Source organism: Pseudarthrobacter niigatensis (assembly GCF_030812615.1).
Classification (GTDB): Bacteria; Actinomycetota; Actinomycetes; order Actinomycetales; family Micrococcaceae; genus Arthrobacter; species Arthrobacter niigatensis.
On sequence record NZ_JAUSTB010000007.1, the window covers coordinates 40867 to 56304 of the forward strand.

A 15438-nucleotide genomic window follows, 5' to 3' on the forward strand; every position below is an offset into this window, starting at 1 on the left:
ACCACCCCAGGCCCTGCGCCCATATCCTGTGTGCGCTGCGGCCTGCCACTGGCGCCGGGCCTCCGGTTCCCCTGCCCGCACATACCAGGAAGACCATTGTGACTCGACGACGAGGAATGTCCCTTGCGGGGCAGTACCTGCTGCTGCAGTTGCTCATCGTCCTGGCCGTGCTGGTGGGCGTCGTGGCCATCTCCCTGGCGCAGTCCGCGGCGGCCTTCGAACGGATTGAGGGCCGGCGCGCCCTGTCCGCAGCGGAAGCCTTGGGCGGCAACCCCGTGGTGCGTGAGCTCCTGCCGGAGACGGAACCGCGCGGCGGGGCAGTACTGCCGGCGGTGGCGGAGTCCGTCAGGATCGTTTCCGGCTCATCCCGGGTGGCGCTGGCACGCATCGACCGCACGGTGGTGGCGTCCTCGGATCCCAGCCTGCTGGGCCTGCCGCTGGAGCTTGGTGCCAGCAGGGTCATGGAGGGCCGTGCCTGGACGGGAGTGGTGGGCGGGACCCCTGCGCCGTTGCTGTCCGCGCACGTCCCCGTCCTGGATGACACCGGGCGCATGATCGGGATTGCCTCCATCAGCCGCAACTATCCAACGGTGCTCGAACGCCTGGGCGACGCCGTGCCCAACCTCCTGACCTACCTGGGCGTGGCGAGTGTCCTGGGCATCGCCGGTTCCTTTTTGCTGTCGCGCCGGGTAAAGCGGCAAACCCTTGGCATGGAGCCCAGCGAGATCACCAGCCTGGTGGAAAACCGCGAGGCCATGCTGCACGGCCTCAAGGAGGGCGTCGTGGCGCTGGACCTGCATGAGCGGATCACCGTGGCCAACCACAGCGCGCGTGCCCTGCTGGGCCTCCCGCCTGACTGCGTGGGCAAGCGCGTGGCGGCGCTCGCCGTCGAACCCGCTCTCAAGGAAGTCCTCACCCGCGAGCAGCCCGGGCCCGACCAGTTGGTGCTGGTGGGGGACCGGCTGGTGGTGATGAACCGGGTACCGTTCCAGTCCCGCGGCCGGGTGATCGGCTCGGTGACAACCCTGCGCGACCGGACCGAGCTCTCGGAACTGGAGCATGAGCTTGGCACCACCCGCACCGCCACGGACACCCTCCGCGCCCAGGCGCACGAGTTCGCCAACCAGCTCCACGTCATCTCCGGCCTGATCCAGATCGGCGAGTACGATTCCGTGGTCCAGTTCGTCAACGGCGCCACCGTGGACCGGACCCGGCTCAACGACGAAGTGTCGGCCCGCATCAAGGACCCCGCGCTCGCCGCCCTGCTGATCGCGAAGTCGAGCCTCGCCACCGAACGGGGCGCGGCCCTGCAGCTGGACCCGGACTCCGTGCTGGACAGCGTCGATGACGGGCTGTCCCGGGACCTCACCACCGTGGTGGGGAACCTGGTGGACAATGCGTTCGACGCCGTCACCGGGCTTCCGCAGGCAGCCGTCAGGGTGCTGGTGGAGGGCAACGGGGCGGGAGACGTGGTGGTGACGGTCCGCGATAACGGTCCCGGTGTCCCCGGGGGTGCCACTGACCGGATCTTCCGCCAGGGCTTCACCACGAAGGACCCCGGCCCGGCCGGCAGCCGCGGCTTCGGATTGGCGTTGTCGCGGGCCGTGTGCCGCCGCAGCGGCGGGAACCTGACGGTGGCGAACGATAATGGTGCAGTCTTTACCGCTGTGCTGAAACGAGGGAGTAGCCGGCCGTGATCAAGGTTTTGATCGTCGATGACGATTTCATGGTTGCCAAGGTGCATGCCGGCTTCATCCAGCGCACGCCCGGCTTCACCGTGGTGGGGGCCGCCCATACCGGGGCGCAGGCCGTCGCGGAAACCGGGCGGCTCCAGCCGGACCTGGTGCTGCTGGACATCCACCTGCCGGACATCAACGGCCTGGACCTGATGCAACGCCTCCGCGCTGTCGCTCCGGAGCTGGACGTGCTGGTCATCAGTGCCGCGCGCGAGGTTGAGACCGTCCGTAAAGCGCTGCGCGGCGGCATTGTCCATTACCTGATCAAACCCTTTTCGCAAACGGACCTGCAGGAGCGGCTGGAGCACTACCGGAATGCGTACCAGGGCCTGGATGCGTCCAAGGACGTGGCCGAACAGTCGGATGTGAATCGGGTGTTCGGCCTGGACCGCGCCGAACGGCCGCTGCCAAAGGGTTGCAGCATAGAGACGCTGAAGCTGGTGGAGGCAGCGTTGAACGCCGCCACCGGCGACGTGTCGGCGGCGGAAGTGGCCGAGGAACTTGGAACCTCCCGTGTCAGCGCCCGCCGCTACCTTGAGTACCTGCACGATGAAGGAACGCTGGACGTGCGGCTCAAATACGGGGTGGGACGGCCCGAACGGCGGTACGTCCTGAAGGCCTGACGGGACCCCGCCGGGACGCCACCGGGGGACCTGCCCTCAGCGCAGCAGCGTGTCAATCAGCCGGGCGGCGGTCCTGGCCGTCCGGCCGTCAATGTCGAACGCGGGATTCAGCTCCGCCACGTCCAGGTGCAGCAGCTTCCCGCTCCGGGCCACCTGCCGGCAGACGGCCGAAATGACGGGTAGCTCGACACCGTAGGCTGCGGGCGCACTGACCCCGGGTGCCACCGCGGCGGGCAGCACGTCAAGGTCGATGGTCAGGTACAGCACGTCAATGTCGGCCAGGAAGCCCGCCACGAAGTCCCGGGTCCGGTCCGCGTCGCAGTCCTCGTCCAGCAGGTACCGGACCCCCAGCTTGTCCGCGGTGTCGAACAGGACCCGGGTGTTGTTCGGCTCCGAGATGCCGGCGACGGCGTAGCGGAATTCGCGTCCGGCGTCCGCTTCCGCGCGGGCCATCTGCAGGAACGGCGTGCCGGAGCTGGCCACCGGCTCCTCGCGGAGATCGAAGTGCGCATCCAGGTTCAGGACCCCGAGGCGCTGCCCGCTGTGGACCGCGGCTGATGCGCTGACGCCGAGGTAGCTGGCATAGGCGGTTTCGTGTCCGCCGCCCAGCACCACGGTTTGGTGGCCGGCATCCAGCAGTTCCGCCAGAACCTGGCCAAGCCGTTCCTGGCCCGCCTCGAGGTCTTCCCCGGACACCACCACATCGCCTGCGTCGGCCACGGTACGGTCCAGGTGGAAGGCCAGCGGACCCAGTGCTTTCCGCAGCGCCGCCGGCGCAGCCGCCGCGCCGGGCCTGCCCTTGTTGCGGCGCACCCCCTCATCGCTGGAAAAGCCCAGCAGGGCCACCGGCTGCCGGCTGGATAATGCCACCAACGGTTCTTCATCCTGTCCCGCTGCAGCCCCGCCGGCCGCCGACTGACTCTCGTGGTTCACCGCCTGCCACCAGCGGCGGTGGGCCGGCCCATCGCCGTCGAACCTGCCGGTCCAGGGCTGGGGCGGGGCGTCGACGGAGGGAAGCTGGAGGGACATGCTCCAAGCTCACCGCACGCCGGGCGCGAAAGCCAGCACGCCCGCCGTCGTACTGTCCGGAATCCGAGAATCCGGACGCCCTAGGCATCCGTGGAACGGTCCCGCCGTGGGTACGGGGGATAGGGTGGGACCGGGCCGCTCCGCAGGCGCAGGCAATGGCTGCGGGCGGGCAACGAAACACTTCCAGGCTGGAGAGCCCATGTTTGAAGCCCCCGACATCCTTTTTGCCGCGGCCGGCGTGGCCGTCTTCGTCGCGGCGGTCCTGCCCAAGCTGCTGCGCAACATGCCGCTGTCCATGCCCATGGTCTTCCTGGGCGCCGGGATGGCAGCCTTCGCGCTGATCCCCTCGCTGCCAAGTCCCAACCCGGTGGAGCACAGCGACTTTGTCATGCACCTTGCCGAGGTGTGCGTGATCATCTCGCTAATGGGCGCCGGGCTTGCCCTGGACCGCCCCGTTGGACGCCGGCGGTGGTCCACAACGTGGCGCCTCCTGGGTATTGCCATGCCGCTGTGCATCCTCGGGCTGACCCTGCTGGGGATGTGGCTCCTGGGCCTGGGTCTCGGTGCGGCCCTGCTGGTGGCCGCCAGCCTGGCCCCCACGGACCCTGTCCTGGCATCCGAGGTTCAGGTGGGAGAACCTGCCGACCAGGACGACCACACCGACAAAGAGGACGAGGTCCGGTTCGGCTTGACGTCGGAGGCCGGACTCAATGACGGGCTGGCGTTTCCGTTCGTCTACCTTGCCATTGCCATCAGCGTTGCCGGGGCGGACCCCGCAGGCTGGTTCGGCGAATGGTTCGGACTGGACGTGGTGTGGCGGCTGGCTGTCGGGCTGGTGGTGGGGTTCCTCACCGGAAAGCTGCTCGCGAGGCTGTTCTTCTCCGCCCGCGCGGAGAGCTTCAGGCTGTCCAACCACTCGGAGGGCTTTGTGGCCCTGGCCGCGACGTTCCTGGCCTACGGGCTGACGCAGATGGTGGAGGGCTACGGGTTCATTGCGGTGTTTGTGTGTGCCGTGACCATCCGCGCCGCAGAACGCACCAACGGCTACCACCGGGTGCTGCACTCCTACGTGGAACAGCTGGAGCGGCTCCTGACGGTGGTGATCCTGGTCCTGCTCGGCGGTGCCATCGCCCGGGGGCTGCTGGCAGGTATCGGGCTGCCGGAACTGCTGGTGGCCCTTGCCTTCCTGCTGGTGGTCCGGCCGCTGGCAGGCTGGCTGGGCCTGCTGGGAGGCAAGACCGGTCCGCGGGAACGCGTGGCACTGTCATTCTTCGGCATCCGCGGAATCGGCTCCCTGTACTACCTGGCCTTTGCGTTGGGGGAAGGACACTTCACCGGCCAGGGACGCTGGCTCTGGTCTTTTGTCGGGCTGGTGGTGGCCCTCTCCATCGTGATCCACGGAGCCACCACCTCGCCCCTGATGAACCGGCTGGACCGGCTGCGGCAGCGGAAGGCGCTGGCGGTGTCCGGCGACGAGGGGCTCGCCCCCAACACCCCGGTGTAGGCGCACGGCCCGGGAAACCCGGGTAAAGCGAAAGGGCTGGTGCGGCGGACGCCGCACCAGCCCTTTCCCGGGACAGAGGTTACTTCATCCCCAGGGCCGCCTCGATGGGGCCGATGGCGAAGAACAGCGCGAACGCTGCGGCCACGGCCCACATCAGCGGATGGATGTCCTTGATCCTGCCTTGGACGGTGCGGATCAGGACGTAGGCAATGAAACCTGCGCCCAGACCGTTGGCGATGGAGTAGGTGAAGGGCATCAGGGTGAAGGTGAGGAACGCGGGGATGGCGATGCCCCAGTCCTGCCAGTCGATCTTGCCCACCTGGGAGACCATCATGAAGCCCACCACCACCAGCGCCGGGGCCACGGCCTCGAACGGGACCAGGTTGATCAGCGGAGTGAAGAACATGGCCACCAGGAACAGCAGGCCGGTGACGATGGACGCCACGCCCGTGCGGGCGCCCTCGCCGATGCCTGCGCCAGCTTCCACGTAGATCTGGTTGGAGGAGACGGAGGCGCCGCCGCCGATGATGGCGCCGAGGGCGTCCACCTGGAGCACACGGTCGACGTCGGGAATGTTGCCGTGCTCGTCCACCGTGCCGGCTTCGTTGGCCAGGCCCACCATGGTGCCCATGGCGTCGAAGAAGATGCTGAGCAGGATGACGAAGGCCAGCAGGGTGGCTGCCACGAAGCCAAGGTGCTCGAAGGCGCCGAACGGGTTGGCCTTGCCGATCAGCGACAGGTCCGGGGCAGCCCAGCCGGAAAATGCCGGGGCAACCAGGGACCAGCCCTGCGGGTTGAAGTTCTTGCCGTCGAAGCTGGGGCCGATGTGCAGGGTCATCTCAAGGATGACGGACAGCACGGTGGAGGTGATGATGCCGATCAGGATGGCGCCCTTGACCTTGCGCACCACCAGGGCGATGGTCAGGATCAGGCCGAACACGAACACGGCGGTAGGCCAGCCCAGGAGCTTGCCTTCGAAGCCCAGGCCCACCGGGACGGTGGTTCCCGCAACGTCCGGGATGCGCCGCACAAACCCGGCGTTGACCAGGCCGATCAGGGCGATGAACAGGCCGATGCCCACCACGATGGCCGTTTTGAGTCCGTCCGGAACGGCTTTGAAAACGGCGGTGCGGAAGCCGGTCAGGACCAGGATCAGCATGGTCACGCCGGACAGGACCACCAGGCCCATCATGTCCGGCCAGGTGAGGCCGGGGTTGGTGGCCACGGTGACAGCCACGAAGGCGTTGACGCCAAGGCCGGTGGCCAGGGCGAAGGGATGCCGTCCCCAGGCCCCCATGAGGATGGTGAGGACGCCGGCCACCAGTGCGGTTACGGCGGCGACGGCGGTGAAGCCCAGGGTGGTGCCGTTGGAGTCCGCGCCGGACAGGATGAGGGGGTTCAGCACCACGATGTAGCTCATGGCGAAGAACGTGGCGAACCCGCCGCGGATCTCGCGGGAAAGGTTGGAGCCGCGCTCGGTGACCCTGAAATACCGGTCCAGGGCAGAGCCTTGCTTAAGCATTAGTCCTCCGGGGAAGTGTGTGGGGATACCTGCATCCTAAGGGAGCGGCGGGGAGTGGGCAGGCAATTTCGCCTAGTCTGTAAGGAAGCCAACACGAGGAGCAGCCCCACCATGCGCCAAGTCCCCCGCCAGTTGCTGAGCCTGGTGCTCGGTGTGTTTGTCCTGGCAGCCGCTGCACTGGGCCTGGCCGCCCCGGCCTCCGCCCATGATGCCGCTGAATCCACCAGCCCGGCGCAGGGGGCGGCACTGGCTGCTCCGCCCGCCGAGGTTTCGGTGACGTTCAGCAACAAGCCGCTGGGCATCGGGTCGTCCTTCTCCGTCAAGGATGCCGGCGGAACCGAATGGTCTGACGGCTCCGTGCAGATCGTGGACAACGTGGCCACCCAAAAGCTGCGCCCCGGCGGCCCGGCGGGAACGTACACGGTGGCGTGGCGCGTGGTCAGCTCGGACTCACACCCCATCGAGGGAACCTTCACTTTTTCTGCGGCGTCCGGCGCCGCAGCGCCAGGCGCGTCCACCGGTGGAAGTTCGACGGCGGCCGGTACGGTCCCCGGCATGGGCACCGCACAGCCGGGAACCACGGAAGAGCCGTCGGAGCCTGCGGCCGCGGGCGAGCCGTTCCAGTGGAGCATCGTGATTTTTGCGGTGGTAGCCGTCGGCCTGCTGGTAGCGCTCGGCGTCATGGCCAGGCGCAGGCTCACCGGTGACGGAGACGCCGAGTAGGACGGGAGCAGTCCCACCCGCCCAGGGCCGTTGGTTCCTGCCGCGCACCCGGCCCGGCGGACCCTCAGCAGGTGAGTACCGCAAAGCCGCCGGCGGCCGGTAAGGCACCCCGGGAGGGCTGCCCGCCGCCCGCCAGTCCGCTGCCCGGGTTGACCTTCGCGGAGATGGCCTGGCCCACGGTTTTAGCCTGGCGCAGCACTTCCTTGGGTGATGGCGTGATGAGTTCGCCCACCCCCACCAGGTAGATGCCAATGGCCCGCATGGCGGCTGCCACGTTGCGGCCCACGGCAATGCCGAAATCGCTGAGCATGCGCCGCAACTGGCTGTGTGCGCAGCGGGTGAGCACAATATGGTCAGCCACCAGGATGCCCGTGGGGGTGTGTACCTGCCACCGGGGCGCCACCTGGTCCGGAGTTTCCAGCATGGTCAGCTGGACCGCCCGCGTGGTGTTCCGGACATCCACACTGTGGCTCGCGGCGTAGTTGCGCAGGTGGCGCAGGATCTCGTTGCGTTCCCGGAGGGTATCGCTGTCCGCCGCGTCGCACCGTTGCAGTGAAGTAGTGTTTGCAGGCTGCGCCTGGCCCAGGATATCGAGGCCGTCCACCACGATGGAGTCCACCCCATGGCGGCGCAGTTCGGCGGCCACGGCCAGCCCGGACAGGCCAGTGCCAATGACGACAGTGGTGGTCTGTTCGGTCCCGGCGTTCCCAGGCGTGCTTGACACTACAGTTTCCCTCCTTTGGAGCTTCGGCAGGTGCCGGCGTCCTCGCCGGCGCGCGTTCCGTTACCCCCAAGTACGGCCGCAGCGCATGGTCCGGGACCGTCCTGGCAGGAAAATGCGGTTGGCGTCCCGGACCAACAATGTCCTGAAGACTACAGAACAAACGCGGCCGTGGATAGCCCAGTGGAGAAAACATTTTCCGCCCTGTGAAGGCGCTTTCCGGAAGCCATCCGAAACCCTGTGGATAACTTCGCCCACATGCCCCTGAACAGGCTTGCTAAGCACTGGGGGACGGAGAATAGTGGGGAGCAGGAGCGGTCCTGTTACTGCCTGCGCCGGTGTTGTGCCGGGTGCGCAGGAAGCGGCCCGTTTTCTGGCAGAATAGCCGCAACATCAGGCGTATCGCGAGGAGGCGGCCCCCATGGGCTCACGAGAGTTGCATCCGGACCCGGCCCGGGACGGTGGCGGTACACCTTCCGCCCCGCGGGGCATCGTGGTCGGCGTCGACGGATCGGACCATGGCCAGTGCGCCCTGGTGTGGGCCGCGCGCGAAGCCCAGCGCCGCCGGCGCCCCCTCCATATCGTCACCGCCTACTCCGTACCGATCTTCGCCGCGTCCGGCCTGGACGGGGGTTACGCCACCGTGGACGACTCCGTGATCCGCGAGGGTGCCGAGGCGATTCTCCGGCAGGCACTGGAAAAGGTTGCCGCGTACGACGTCGATGTCACGTCCTCGGTGGAGAACGGCGACGCCGCAGGCGTCCTGCTGGAGATCTCCGAAACCGCTGAACTCCTGGTGGTGGGAACCCGCGGCCGCGGCGGCTTCGTAGGGCGGCTCCTTGGTTCCGTCAGCAGTGCCCTGCCCGCCCACGCGAAGTGCCCTACCGTGACGGTCCCCTTGTTCTGCTCGGACCGGCTGGGGGAGTCCACGGAGGACCGCCGCGTCAAGGCTGAACAGGCCAAGTCCGGCCACCGCACGGTTGAGAATGTGGTGGTGGTTGGTGTGGACGGCTCCGAGCAGGCCCGCGTCGCCGTCCTTGAAGCAGCCGACCAGGCCGAGCGGCTCGGGGCCTCCCTCCGCGTGGTCTGCGCCGTTCCCCAGTACAGCGGCTCGCTGGCCTGGGTTCCCGCACCCATGGACCGCAAGGCCCTCTTTGACGATATCCGCGTCACCCTGGAAGCCGGCATGGCGTGGCTCCGCAGCCACTACCCAAGGCTGCAGGCAGAGTACGAATTGAAGGACGGCTCGCCGGTGGACGTGCTCGTTGAGGAAAGCCGGCACGTTGAACTGGTGGTGGTGGGTACCCGCGGCCACGGCGGCTTCACCGGAATGCTGCTGGGCTCGACGTCGGACGGCGTGCTCCACCATGCGAAGGGCCCAGTCATGGCTGTCCCGGACCGGGAGGACCCGCGCCTGGCGGACCGTGGACGGTTCGGCCCCATCCTGGGCGACGCCGCGTAGACCGCGACTTTACCGGGCAGCCAGCGGAAGACCACGGACATGACGCAGCGCACCCCAACCGATGACGGGTCCGGCGGGCTGGTGCTGGACCTGGCCCAGCTCAACGCCGGAATGCTGGCGCTGGTGGGTGGCAAGGCTGCGAACCTTGGAGAGCTGTTGTCTGCCGGGCTGCCGGTTCCGGAGGGGTTTTGCCTCACCACCGCTGCATACCGGCAGGCTATAGGCGCCACCGATGCATTGCTTCCGCCGCTGGCCGGGGTGTACGCCGCGCTTGGGGATGGGGATGGGGATGGGGCGGGGGCCGGCGGGGCGTCACCCGATGTGGCAGAACTCGCCGGAACCGCCCGCGCAGCAATCCTGGCGGCTCCCATTCCCGCAGGAGTTGCCCAGGCGGTGGAGCAGGCCTACACCGCCTTGGGTCCCGACGTCCCGGTGGCAGTAAGGTCTTCCGCCACGGCGGAAGACCTGCCTTTCGCCAGCTTTGCCGGCCAGCAGGACACCTACCTGAACGTGGTGGGCACCGCCGCGGTGCTGGATGCCGTCCGGCGGTGCTGGGCATCGCTGTGGACCGACCGTGCAACCGCCTACCGGGCAAGCCTCGGGATCGACCCGGCCACCGTGGCGCTCGCGGTAGTGGTCCAGCGGATGGTGGGTGCGGAGACTGCGGGCGTGATGTTTACGGCGAACCCGGTCACCGGCAGCCGCCGGCAGGTGGTGATCGACGCCAGCCCGGGCCTCGGCGAGGCTGTGGTCTCCGGCGCGGTCAACCCGGACCACTTCGTGGTGGACGCCCTGACCGGGAGGGTGCTGGAAAGCAAACCCGGCGACAAGACCGTTGAGATACGTCCGGCCGCCGGCGGCGGGACTGAGCTGCGAGAGGTGCCGGGCCGCCGGGGTGCCGCCTGCCTGACGGACCGGGAAGTGGCCGGCCTGGTGCGGTTGGGGTTGCGGGCCGGGGAACATTTTGGTGCCCCGCAGGACACCGAATGGGCCGTGGACGGCGGGGGCGCCCAATGGCTGACCCAATCGAGGCCCATCACCACGCTCTATCCCGTCCCCCGGAGTAATGGTGCCGCCGGCCGGGTTCCGCCGGGTTCCACCGCCGGCGGGACCAGGGCGTACCTCTGCTTCAGCCTCGCGCAGGGACTCACCCGGCCTCTTACTCCGATGGGCCTTGCGGCCGTCCGGCTGATCGCCTCATCGGTGGCCACCGTTGCCGGGTTCCCCGTTCCCGACCCCCGGGGAGGACCGTCCCCGTACGCCGAGGCGGGGCAGCGGATCTACATCGACTTCACCACGCCCATCCGCAGCAGCGTGGGCCGCCGCCTCGTTCCCCGCGTCTTCGACATCATGGAAGCCCGGACGGCAACGGTCATGCGGCAACTGTTCGCAGACCCCGCCTTTTCGGTGACCACCAGGACGCCTTTCGGGCTGCTGCGGCACGTCGTGCCCGCGGCCGTCCGGGCAGAGGTTCCCGCCAACTTCCTCCGTGCGTTGTTCCGTCCCAGCGCGGCCTTCCGCCGGTTGGACCGTTTTATCCAGGAGTTCGACGCTTCCCTGGCTCCCGCTGAGGACGCGGCCGCACTGGCACGCCTTGACCATGCCGAGGAGCTGGTGGGCTCACGCCTGTTCCGGATCGTTCCGGCGATCCTTCCCCTTCCCGCCCTTGGCTTTGCGATGCTGGGTGTTGCCGGCAAGCTGCTGGGCGGGGATTCCTGGGCCGAGCTGCAGCCCGTGATCCGCGGCCTGCCCAACAACGTCACCACGGAAATGGACCTGGAGCTGTGGCACCTGGCACAGGCAATCCAGGAGGACGCCGAATCACGCACCGCCCTGATGGACGGCGACCCCGCAGCCCTGGCTGCAGCCTTCCAGGCCGGCCGACTGCCGGCGCGCCTGGACAACGGCCTGGCAAGGTTCCTGGACAGGTACGGCCACCGGGCCGTGGGCGAAATCGACGTCGGACTCCCGCGGTGGTCGGAGGAGCCGGCACACATCCTGGGAATCCTTGCCAACTACCTGCGGCTGGACAACCCGGCCCTGGCACCAGACGCCCAGTTCAGCAAGGCCGCCGAGGACGCCGAGGCGCAGGTGGCCCGGCTTGTGGCCAGGGCATCCGCACGCGGCAAGATCCGGGGACGGCTGGTGCGTGCCGCGCTCCGCAGGGCACGGCTGTTCGCCGGCCTGCGCGAGCTGCCAAAGTACCAGCTGGTGCTGGCCCTCGGGGAAGTCCGCCGCCAACTGCTCCTGGTGGGCAACGAACTGGCGCAGGCGGGAACGGTGGAAAGGCCCGACGACGTATTCTTCCTGGACTTCGCCGAGACCCGGCAGGCCTTGGCCGGAACAGCCGGGAACAACGGGGCTGCCGTCCGGGACATGCAGACCCTCGTGGCGGCGCGGCGCCAGGACTATGCCGTGGAGCTCAGGCGCCGGCACATCCCCCGGGTCCTGCTCTCGGACGGCACGGAACCCGAAGCGGTTCGTACCGCCGTCGGACCCGCAGGAAACGGAGCCGTGCCAAACGGAACCCTGGCCGGCAGCCCGGCCTCGGCCGGGACGGTGACCGCTGCGGCACGGGTCATCCTGGATCCTGTCGGGGCGCGCCTGGAACCCGGCGAGATCCTGGTTGCCCCGTCCACGGACCCGGGCTGGACACCGCTGTTCCTGACGGCGGGAGGACTGGTGATGGAGATGGGCGGGGCCAACTCCCACGGCGCCGTCGTTGCGAGGGAATACGGTATTCCCGCGGTGGTCGGAGTGCCGGACGCCACCGGCCTGATCAGCACGGGCCAAAGAATAACGGTCGACGGCGCCGCAGGAACCATCGTGCCGGAACACCCCGGCAACCCCCGGAATGGACCCGTCCCCAGGGGCACAGACCCCCCTGCGCGGGCGTAGTCTTGGTTTATGGGCTCCAACAGGCTGGATTCCAGCGGACAGTCTCAACACATCAACGTGCAACGAAGCAGCACCAGGGGCCGCAAGGCGTGGCTGCGATGGCTTCCGGCCGTCGTGGCTCCGGCGGCCATCGCCTCCGCAGCCCTGGTCGGGTCCCTTCCGGCCGGTGCCAGCAACCCTCTCCCCGCCAAGACGCCCGCCCAGGTCCTCGAGCTGGCCGCCAGCCACCGAGGGGGCACATTCTCGGGCACGCTGGAACAGTCGGCCGACCTGGGGCTGCCGGAACTTCCGGCCGCCGGGAAACCATCCGGGTCCGCGTCCGGTCCTGCGTCCGCCGGCAGTGTCGCTTCGGTGATTGAGCTCCTGACGGGCAACCACACCGCGCATATCTACGTGGACGGCAAAGACAACGCCCGTGTACAGGTGATGGACCAACTGGCCGAACGGGACGTGGTTCGCCACGGAAACGATGTCTGGTTCTACTCCTCAAAGGACAACACGGCAGCCCATCTGGCCCTGCCCCAGCGCGCCCGGGGCCCTGCCCCCACAACGGACCCCGCGCCTCCAAACGACCCGCACGGGTCACCCGGCATGCACACTCCCGCTGAACTGGCCCAGCAGTTCCTGTCGAAGGTGGACCCGAGTACTGCCGTTTCCGTTGGCCCCGATGTATCCGTTGCGGGGCGTGCCGCCTACAACCTGCTGCTCGAGCCCCGCACGGACGGGACCTTGGTGGGCAAGGTGGCCATCGCCGTCGACGGTGAGAGCGGGATGCCTTTGTCCGTCCAGGTGACCGCTCGCGGCGCCGACAAGCCTGCGTTCGCTTCCGGGTTCACCAGCCTCTCGCTCGACGCGCCGGACCCGTCAGTCTTCAGCTTCAGCCCGCCCCCGGGCAGCACGGTGAAGGAGATCCCGGTCCCGGAGAATCCCCATGATCCCGCAAAGTCCCATGATCCTGCCGATGCCCATGGCCCGGGTGCCATGCACGGCGGTGCCAAGGGGAATGTTGCCGTCACCGGTACCGGCTGGGAGACGGTGGTGGGAACGGCGGCTGGCTCGGCTGCGGCGGCCGAACCACTGCTCCAGGACCCGTTGCTGTCCCAGGCCGCCATCGCCGTACCCGGCGGCCGGCTGCTCTCCACCGCGCTGCTGAACATCCTGGTGACCGACGACGGCCGGATATTCGCTGGAATGGTGCCGCCCGAGGGGCTGCAGGCCGCAGCAGCAGCGCGGTAGGCATTGGCCGGGCGGGGGAGTGGCGGCCGGGCCGGAGCAGGCCAGGTGACTTCGGGGCTGGCGATTGAGACCCGGGGCCTCAGCAAGCACTTTGGCCAGCAGGCCGCCGTCGACCACGTGGACCTGGCCGTCCCGCACGGGACGGTCTTCGGATTCCTCGGGCCCAATGGGTCCGGGAAGACCACCACCATCCGGATGCTGCTGGGACTGGCTGCCGCGTCTGCAGGCACCGTGACGCTGCTGGGCCAGGAGATGCCGGACAAACTCCATGCGGTGTTGCCGCGCGTCGGCGCCCTGGTGGAGGGCCCCGCGTTCTACCCCTTTTTGTCCGGCGCCGCCAACCTCCACCGGCTCGATTCCGCCAGCCCGCACACTGTGCCTGCCACGCGCAGGGCCCGCGTGCAGCAGGCCCTGCAGCGTGTAGGCCTGGAACACGCCGCAGGGAAGCGCGTGCATGCGTACTCCCTGGGCATGAAGCAGCGGCTGGGCATCGCCAACGCACTGCTCTCGCCCCGGGACCTCCTGGTCCTGGACGAGCCCACCAACGGCCTGGATCCGCAGGGGACCCGCGAAGTCCGCAACCTGGTGCGCTCGCTGGCGCACCAGGGCACCACTGTCTTTGTCTCCAGCCATCTTCTGGCCGAGGTGGACCAGATGTGCACCCACGCTGCGGTCATGAGCGCCGGCAAGCTCGTGGCGCAGGGGCCGCTGGCCGAGTTGCGCCAGGCCGGAAGCACGCGCCTGCGGCTGGTAACACCCGACGGCGGTGCGGCGCGGCAGATCCTGGCGGGGCTGGGGCTGGTGCCCGGGCTGGGGGACGCCGAGGGGGAGCCTGCACGTTCGGGCCGTCCAGGCCCGCAGGCGCCGGAACCACGGCGCCCCCAGCCGGACGGGGAGACCATCGTTGCGGCGTTGGATGCGAGCCTGCAACCAGCCGTGCTGCCGGAGGACGTCGTGGCGCGCCTGGTCCAGGCGGGGGTCCGTGTCCGGGGCTTCGCCGTCGAACGTGAAAGCCTTGAGGACCGCTTTGTTGCCCTGACCGGGGAAGGATTCGACGTTGCCCAGTAGTGTTCCCGCGGATCTTCCGGAGGCTGCCGGAACAGCCCGGCCAGCCGCAGTGCCGCGCAGTTCCGGGCTGTCCCTGTTGGGGTCGGAGTTCAAGGTCCTTTTCGGGCGGCGGCGGACCTGGGCCCTGCTCCTGGCGCTCGCCGCCATCCCCGTACTCATTGCCGTGGCCGTGAAGGTTTCCTCCAGGGTCCCGCCGGGGCGGGGCCCTGCATTCCTCGACCGGATCACCCAGAACGGCCTGTTTGTGGCTTTCACCGCCATGCTGGTCTCGGTCCCGCTGTTCATGCCGCTCGCGGTGGGGGTGGTGGCCGGCGATACGATCGCCGGAGAGGCCAACCTGGGCACCCTCCGGTACCTGCTGGTGGCGCCGGCCGGGCGGGTGAGGCTCCTCCTGGTGAAGTACGCGGGGGCACTGGCCTTCTGCATCGCGGCTCCGTTGACCGTTGGCCTGGCAGGTGCGGCCATTGGGGCTGCGTTGTTCCCCGTAGGCCCGGTGACACTGCTCTCCGGAGGGGTAGTCCAGCCTGGCGAAGCTTTCCTGCGGATACTGCTGATCGCCGCCTACCTGGCCCTGTCCCTCGCCGGGCTCTCGGCAATCGGGCTGTTCCTGTCCACGCTGACCGTTTTTCCGGTGGGGGCCATGGCCGCCACCGTGGTGGTGTCTGTGGTGTCCGAGGTCCTGGACCAGCTTCCCCAGCTGGAGTGGCTGCACCCGTGGCTCTTCAGCCATTACTGGCTGGGTTTCGCCGACATGCTGCGCCAGCCACTGGTGTGGGACTCGTTCGGCAGCAACGCCCTGCTCCAGGCCGGCTACGTGGCGGTGTTCGGGGCGCTCGCGTATGGCCGGTTCGTCACCAAGGACATTCTGAGCTGACGACGGCGGCCGGAGCCTTCAAGAGATGCAGCCCCAGGTAGC

Annotated in this window: 12 protein-coding genes; 9 read left to right on the top strand and 3 right to left on the bottom strand. The window is 68.8% G+C overall.

Annotated features, from left to right (window positions below):
* Positions 1–116: 116 nt before the first annotated feature.
* Both J2T23_RS11995 and J2T23_RS12000 read left to right on the top strand, forming a co-directional pair.
* On the top strand, positions 117–1697 hold the full coding sequence (locus J2T23_RS11995; RefSeq protein WP_141183525.1) for a sensor histidine kinase: 1581 nt from the start codon (positions 117–119) through the stop codon (positions 1695–1697).
* Positions 1694–2359, top strand: coding sequence for a response regulator (locus J2T23_RS12000; protein WP_141158352.1), 666 nt, complete (start codon positions 1694–1696; stop codon positions 2357–2359). Before J2T23_RS11995 ends, J2T23_RS12000 begins: the two co-directional genes overlap by 4 nt.
* 36 nt (positions 2360–2395) lie before the next feature.
* Here J2T23_RS12000 and hutG read toward each other — a convergent pair whose 3' ends face one another.
* Complete coding sequence (gene hutG / locus J2T23_RS12005; RefSeq protein WP_307360239.1) at positions 2396–3388, bottom strand: formimidoylglutamase; 993 nt, start codon at positions 3386–3388, stop codon at positions 2396–2398.
* 199 nt (positions 3389–3587) lie between these two features.
* Here hutG and J2T23_RS12010 point away from each other — a divergent pair, with 199 nt between their 5' ends.
* Complete coding sequence (locus J2T23_RS12010) at positions 3588–4892, top strand: cation:proton antiporter (protein ID WP_307360241.1); 1305 nt, start codon at positions 3588–3590, stop codon at positions 4890–4892.
* 79 nt (positions 4893–4971) lie between these two features.
* Here the strand turns inward: J2T23_RS12010 and J2T23_RS12015 are convergent, their stop codons facing one another.
* A complete protein-coding gene (locus J2T23_RS12015; RefSeq protein WP_307360244.1) occupies positions 4972–6414 on the bottom strand; it encodes an NCS2 family permease in 1443 nt (480 codons plus the stop codon).
* A gap of 111 nt (positions 6415–6525) precedes the next feature.
* On the opposite strand from J2T23_RS12015, the gene J2T23_RS12020 reads away from it, so the two are divergent.
* Positions 6526–7137: a copper resistance CopC family protein gene (locus tag J2T23_RS12020; protein ID WP_141183176.1), complete on the top strand. Its 612-nt coding sequence runs from the start codon at positions 6526–6528 to the stop codon at positions 7135–7137.
* 64 nt (positions 7138–7201) lie between these two features.
* Here the strand turns inward: J2T23_RS12020 and J2T23_RS12025 are convergent, their stop codons facing one another.
* Entirely contained in the window at positions 7202–7861 is a 660-nt protein-coding gene (locus J2T23_RS12025; RefSeq protein WP_307360247.1) for an FAD-dependent monooxygenase, read from the bottom strand.
* Positions 7862–8279: 418 nt separating this feature from the next.
* On the opposite strand from J2T23_RS12025, the gene J2T23_RS12030 reads away from it, so the two are divergent.
* Genes J2T23_RS12030 through J2T23_RS12050 form a run of 5 tightly spaced genes read left to right on the top strand, consistent with a single transcriptional unit; the run spans position 8280 to position 15396 of the window.
* The gene (locus tag J2T23_RS12030) at positions 8280–9320 is read left to right on the top strand and encodes a universal stress protein (protein WP_141158346.1); all 1041 of its coding nucleotides are present in this window, start codon (positions 8280–8282) and stop codon (positions 9318–9320) included.
* 39 nt (positions 9321–9359) lie between these two features.
* Complete coding sequence (locus J2T23_RS12035; protein ID WP_307360250.1) at positions 9360–12218, top strand: PEP/pyruvate-binding domain-containing protein; 2859 nt, start codon at positions 9360–9362, stop codon at positions 12216–12218.
* 57 nt (positions 12219–12275) lie between these two features.
* Entirely contained in the window at positions 12276–13454 is a 1179-nt protein-coding gene (locus J2T23_RS12040; RefSeq protein WP_307360252.1) for a LolA-like protein, read from the top strand.
* A 45-nt stretch (positions 13455–13499) separates the two neighbouring features.
* A complete protein-coding gene (locus J2T23_RS12045; RefSeq protein WP_307360255.1) occupies positions 13500–14522 on the top strand; it encodes an ABC transporter ATP-binding protein in 1023 nt (340 codons plus the stop codon).
* A complete protein-coding gene (locus tag J2T23_RS12050) occupies positions 14512–15396 on the top strand; it encodes an ABC transporter permease (RefSeq protein WP_307360257.1) in 885 nt (294 codons plus the stop codon). Before J2T23_RS12045 ends, J2T23_RS12050 begins: the two co-directional genes overlap by 11 nt.
* Positions 15397–15438: the final 42 nt, after the last annotated feature.

Bases quoted from the DNA above. Each gene is read 5' to 3' on its own strand.
- J2T23_RS11995 (WP_141183525.1), top strand. From the start codon at position 117: ATGTCCCTTGCGGGGCAGTACCTGCTGCTGCAGTTGCTCATCGTCCTG.
- hutG (WP_307360239.1), bottom strand. From the start codon at position 3,388: ATGTCCCTCCAGCTTCCCTCCGTCGACGCCCCGCCCCAGCCCTGGACC.
- J2T23_RS12010 (WP_307360241.1), top strand. From the start codon at position 3,588: ATGTTTGAAGCCCCCGACATCCTTTTTGCCGCGGCCGGCGTGGCCGTC.
- J2T23_RS12015 (WP_307360244.1), bottom strand. From the start codon at position 6,414: ATGCTTAAGCAAGGCTCTGCCCTGGACCGGTATTTCAGGGTCACCGAG.
- J2T23_RS12020 (WP_141183176.1), top strand. From the start codon at position 6,526: ATGCGCCAAGTCCCCCGCCAGTTGCTGAGCCTGGTGCTCGGTGTGTTT.
- J2T23_RS12030 (WP_141158346.1), top strand. From the start codon at position 8,280: ATGGGCTCACGAGAGTTGCATCCGGACCCGGCCCGGGACGGTGGCGGT.
- J2T23_RS12035 (WP_307360250.1), top strand. From the start codon at position 9,360: ATGACGCAGCGCACCCCAACCGATGACGGGTCCGGCGGGCTGGTGCTG.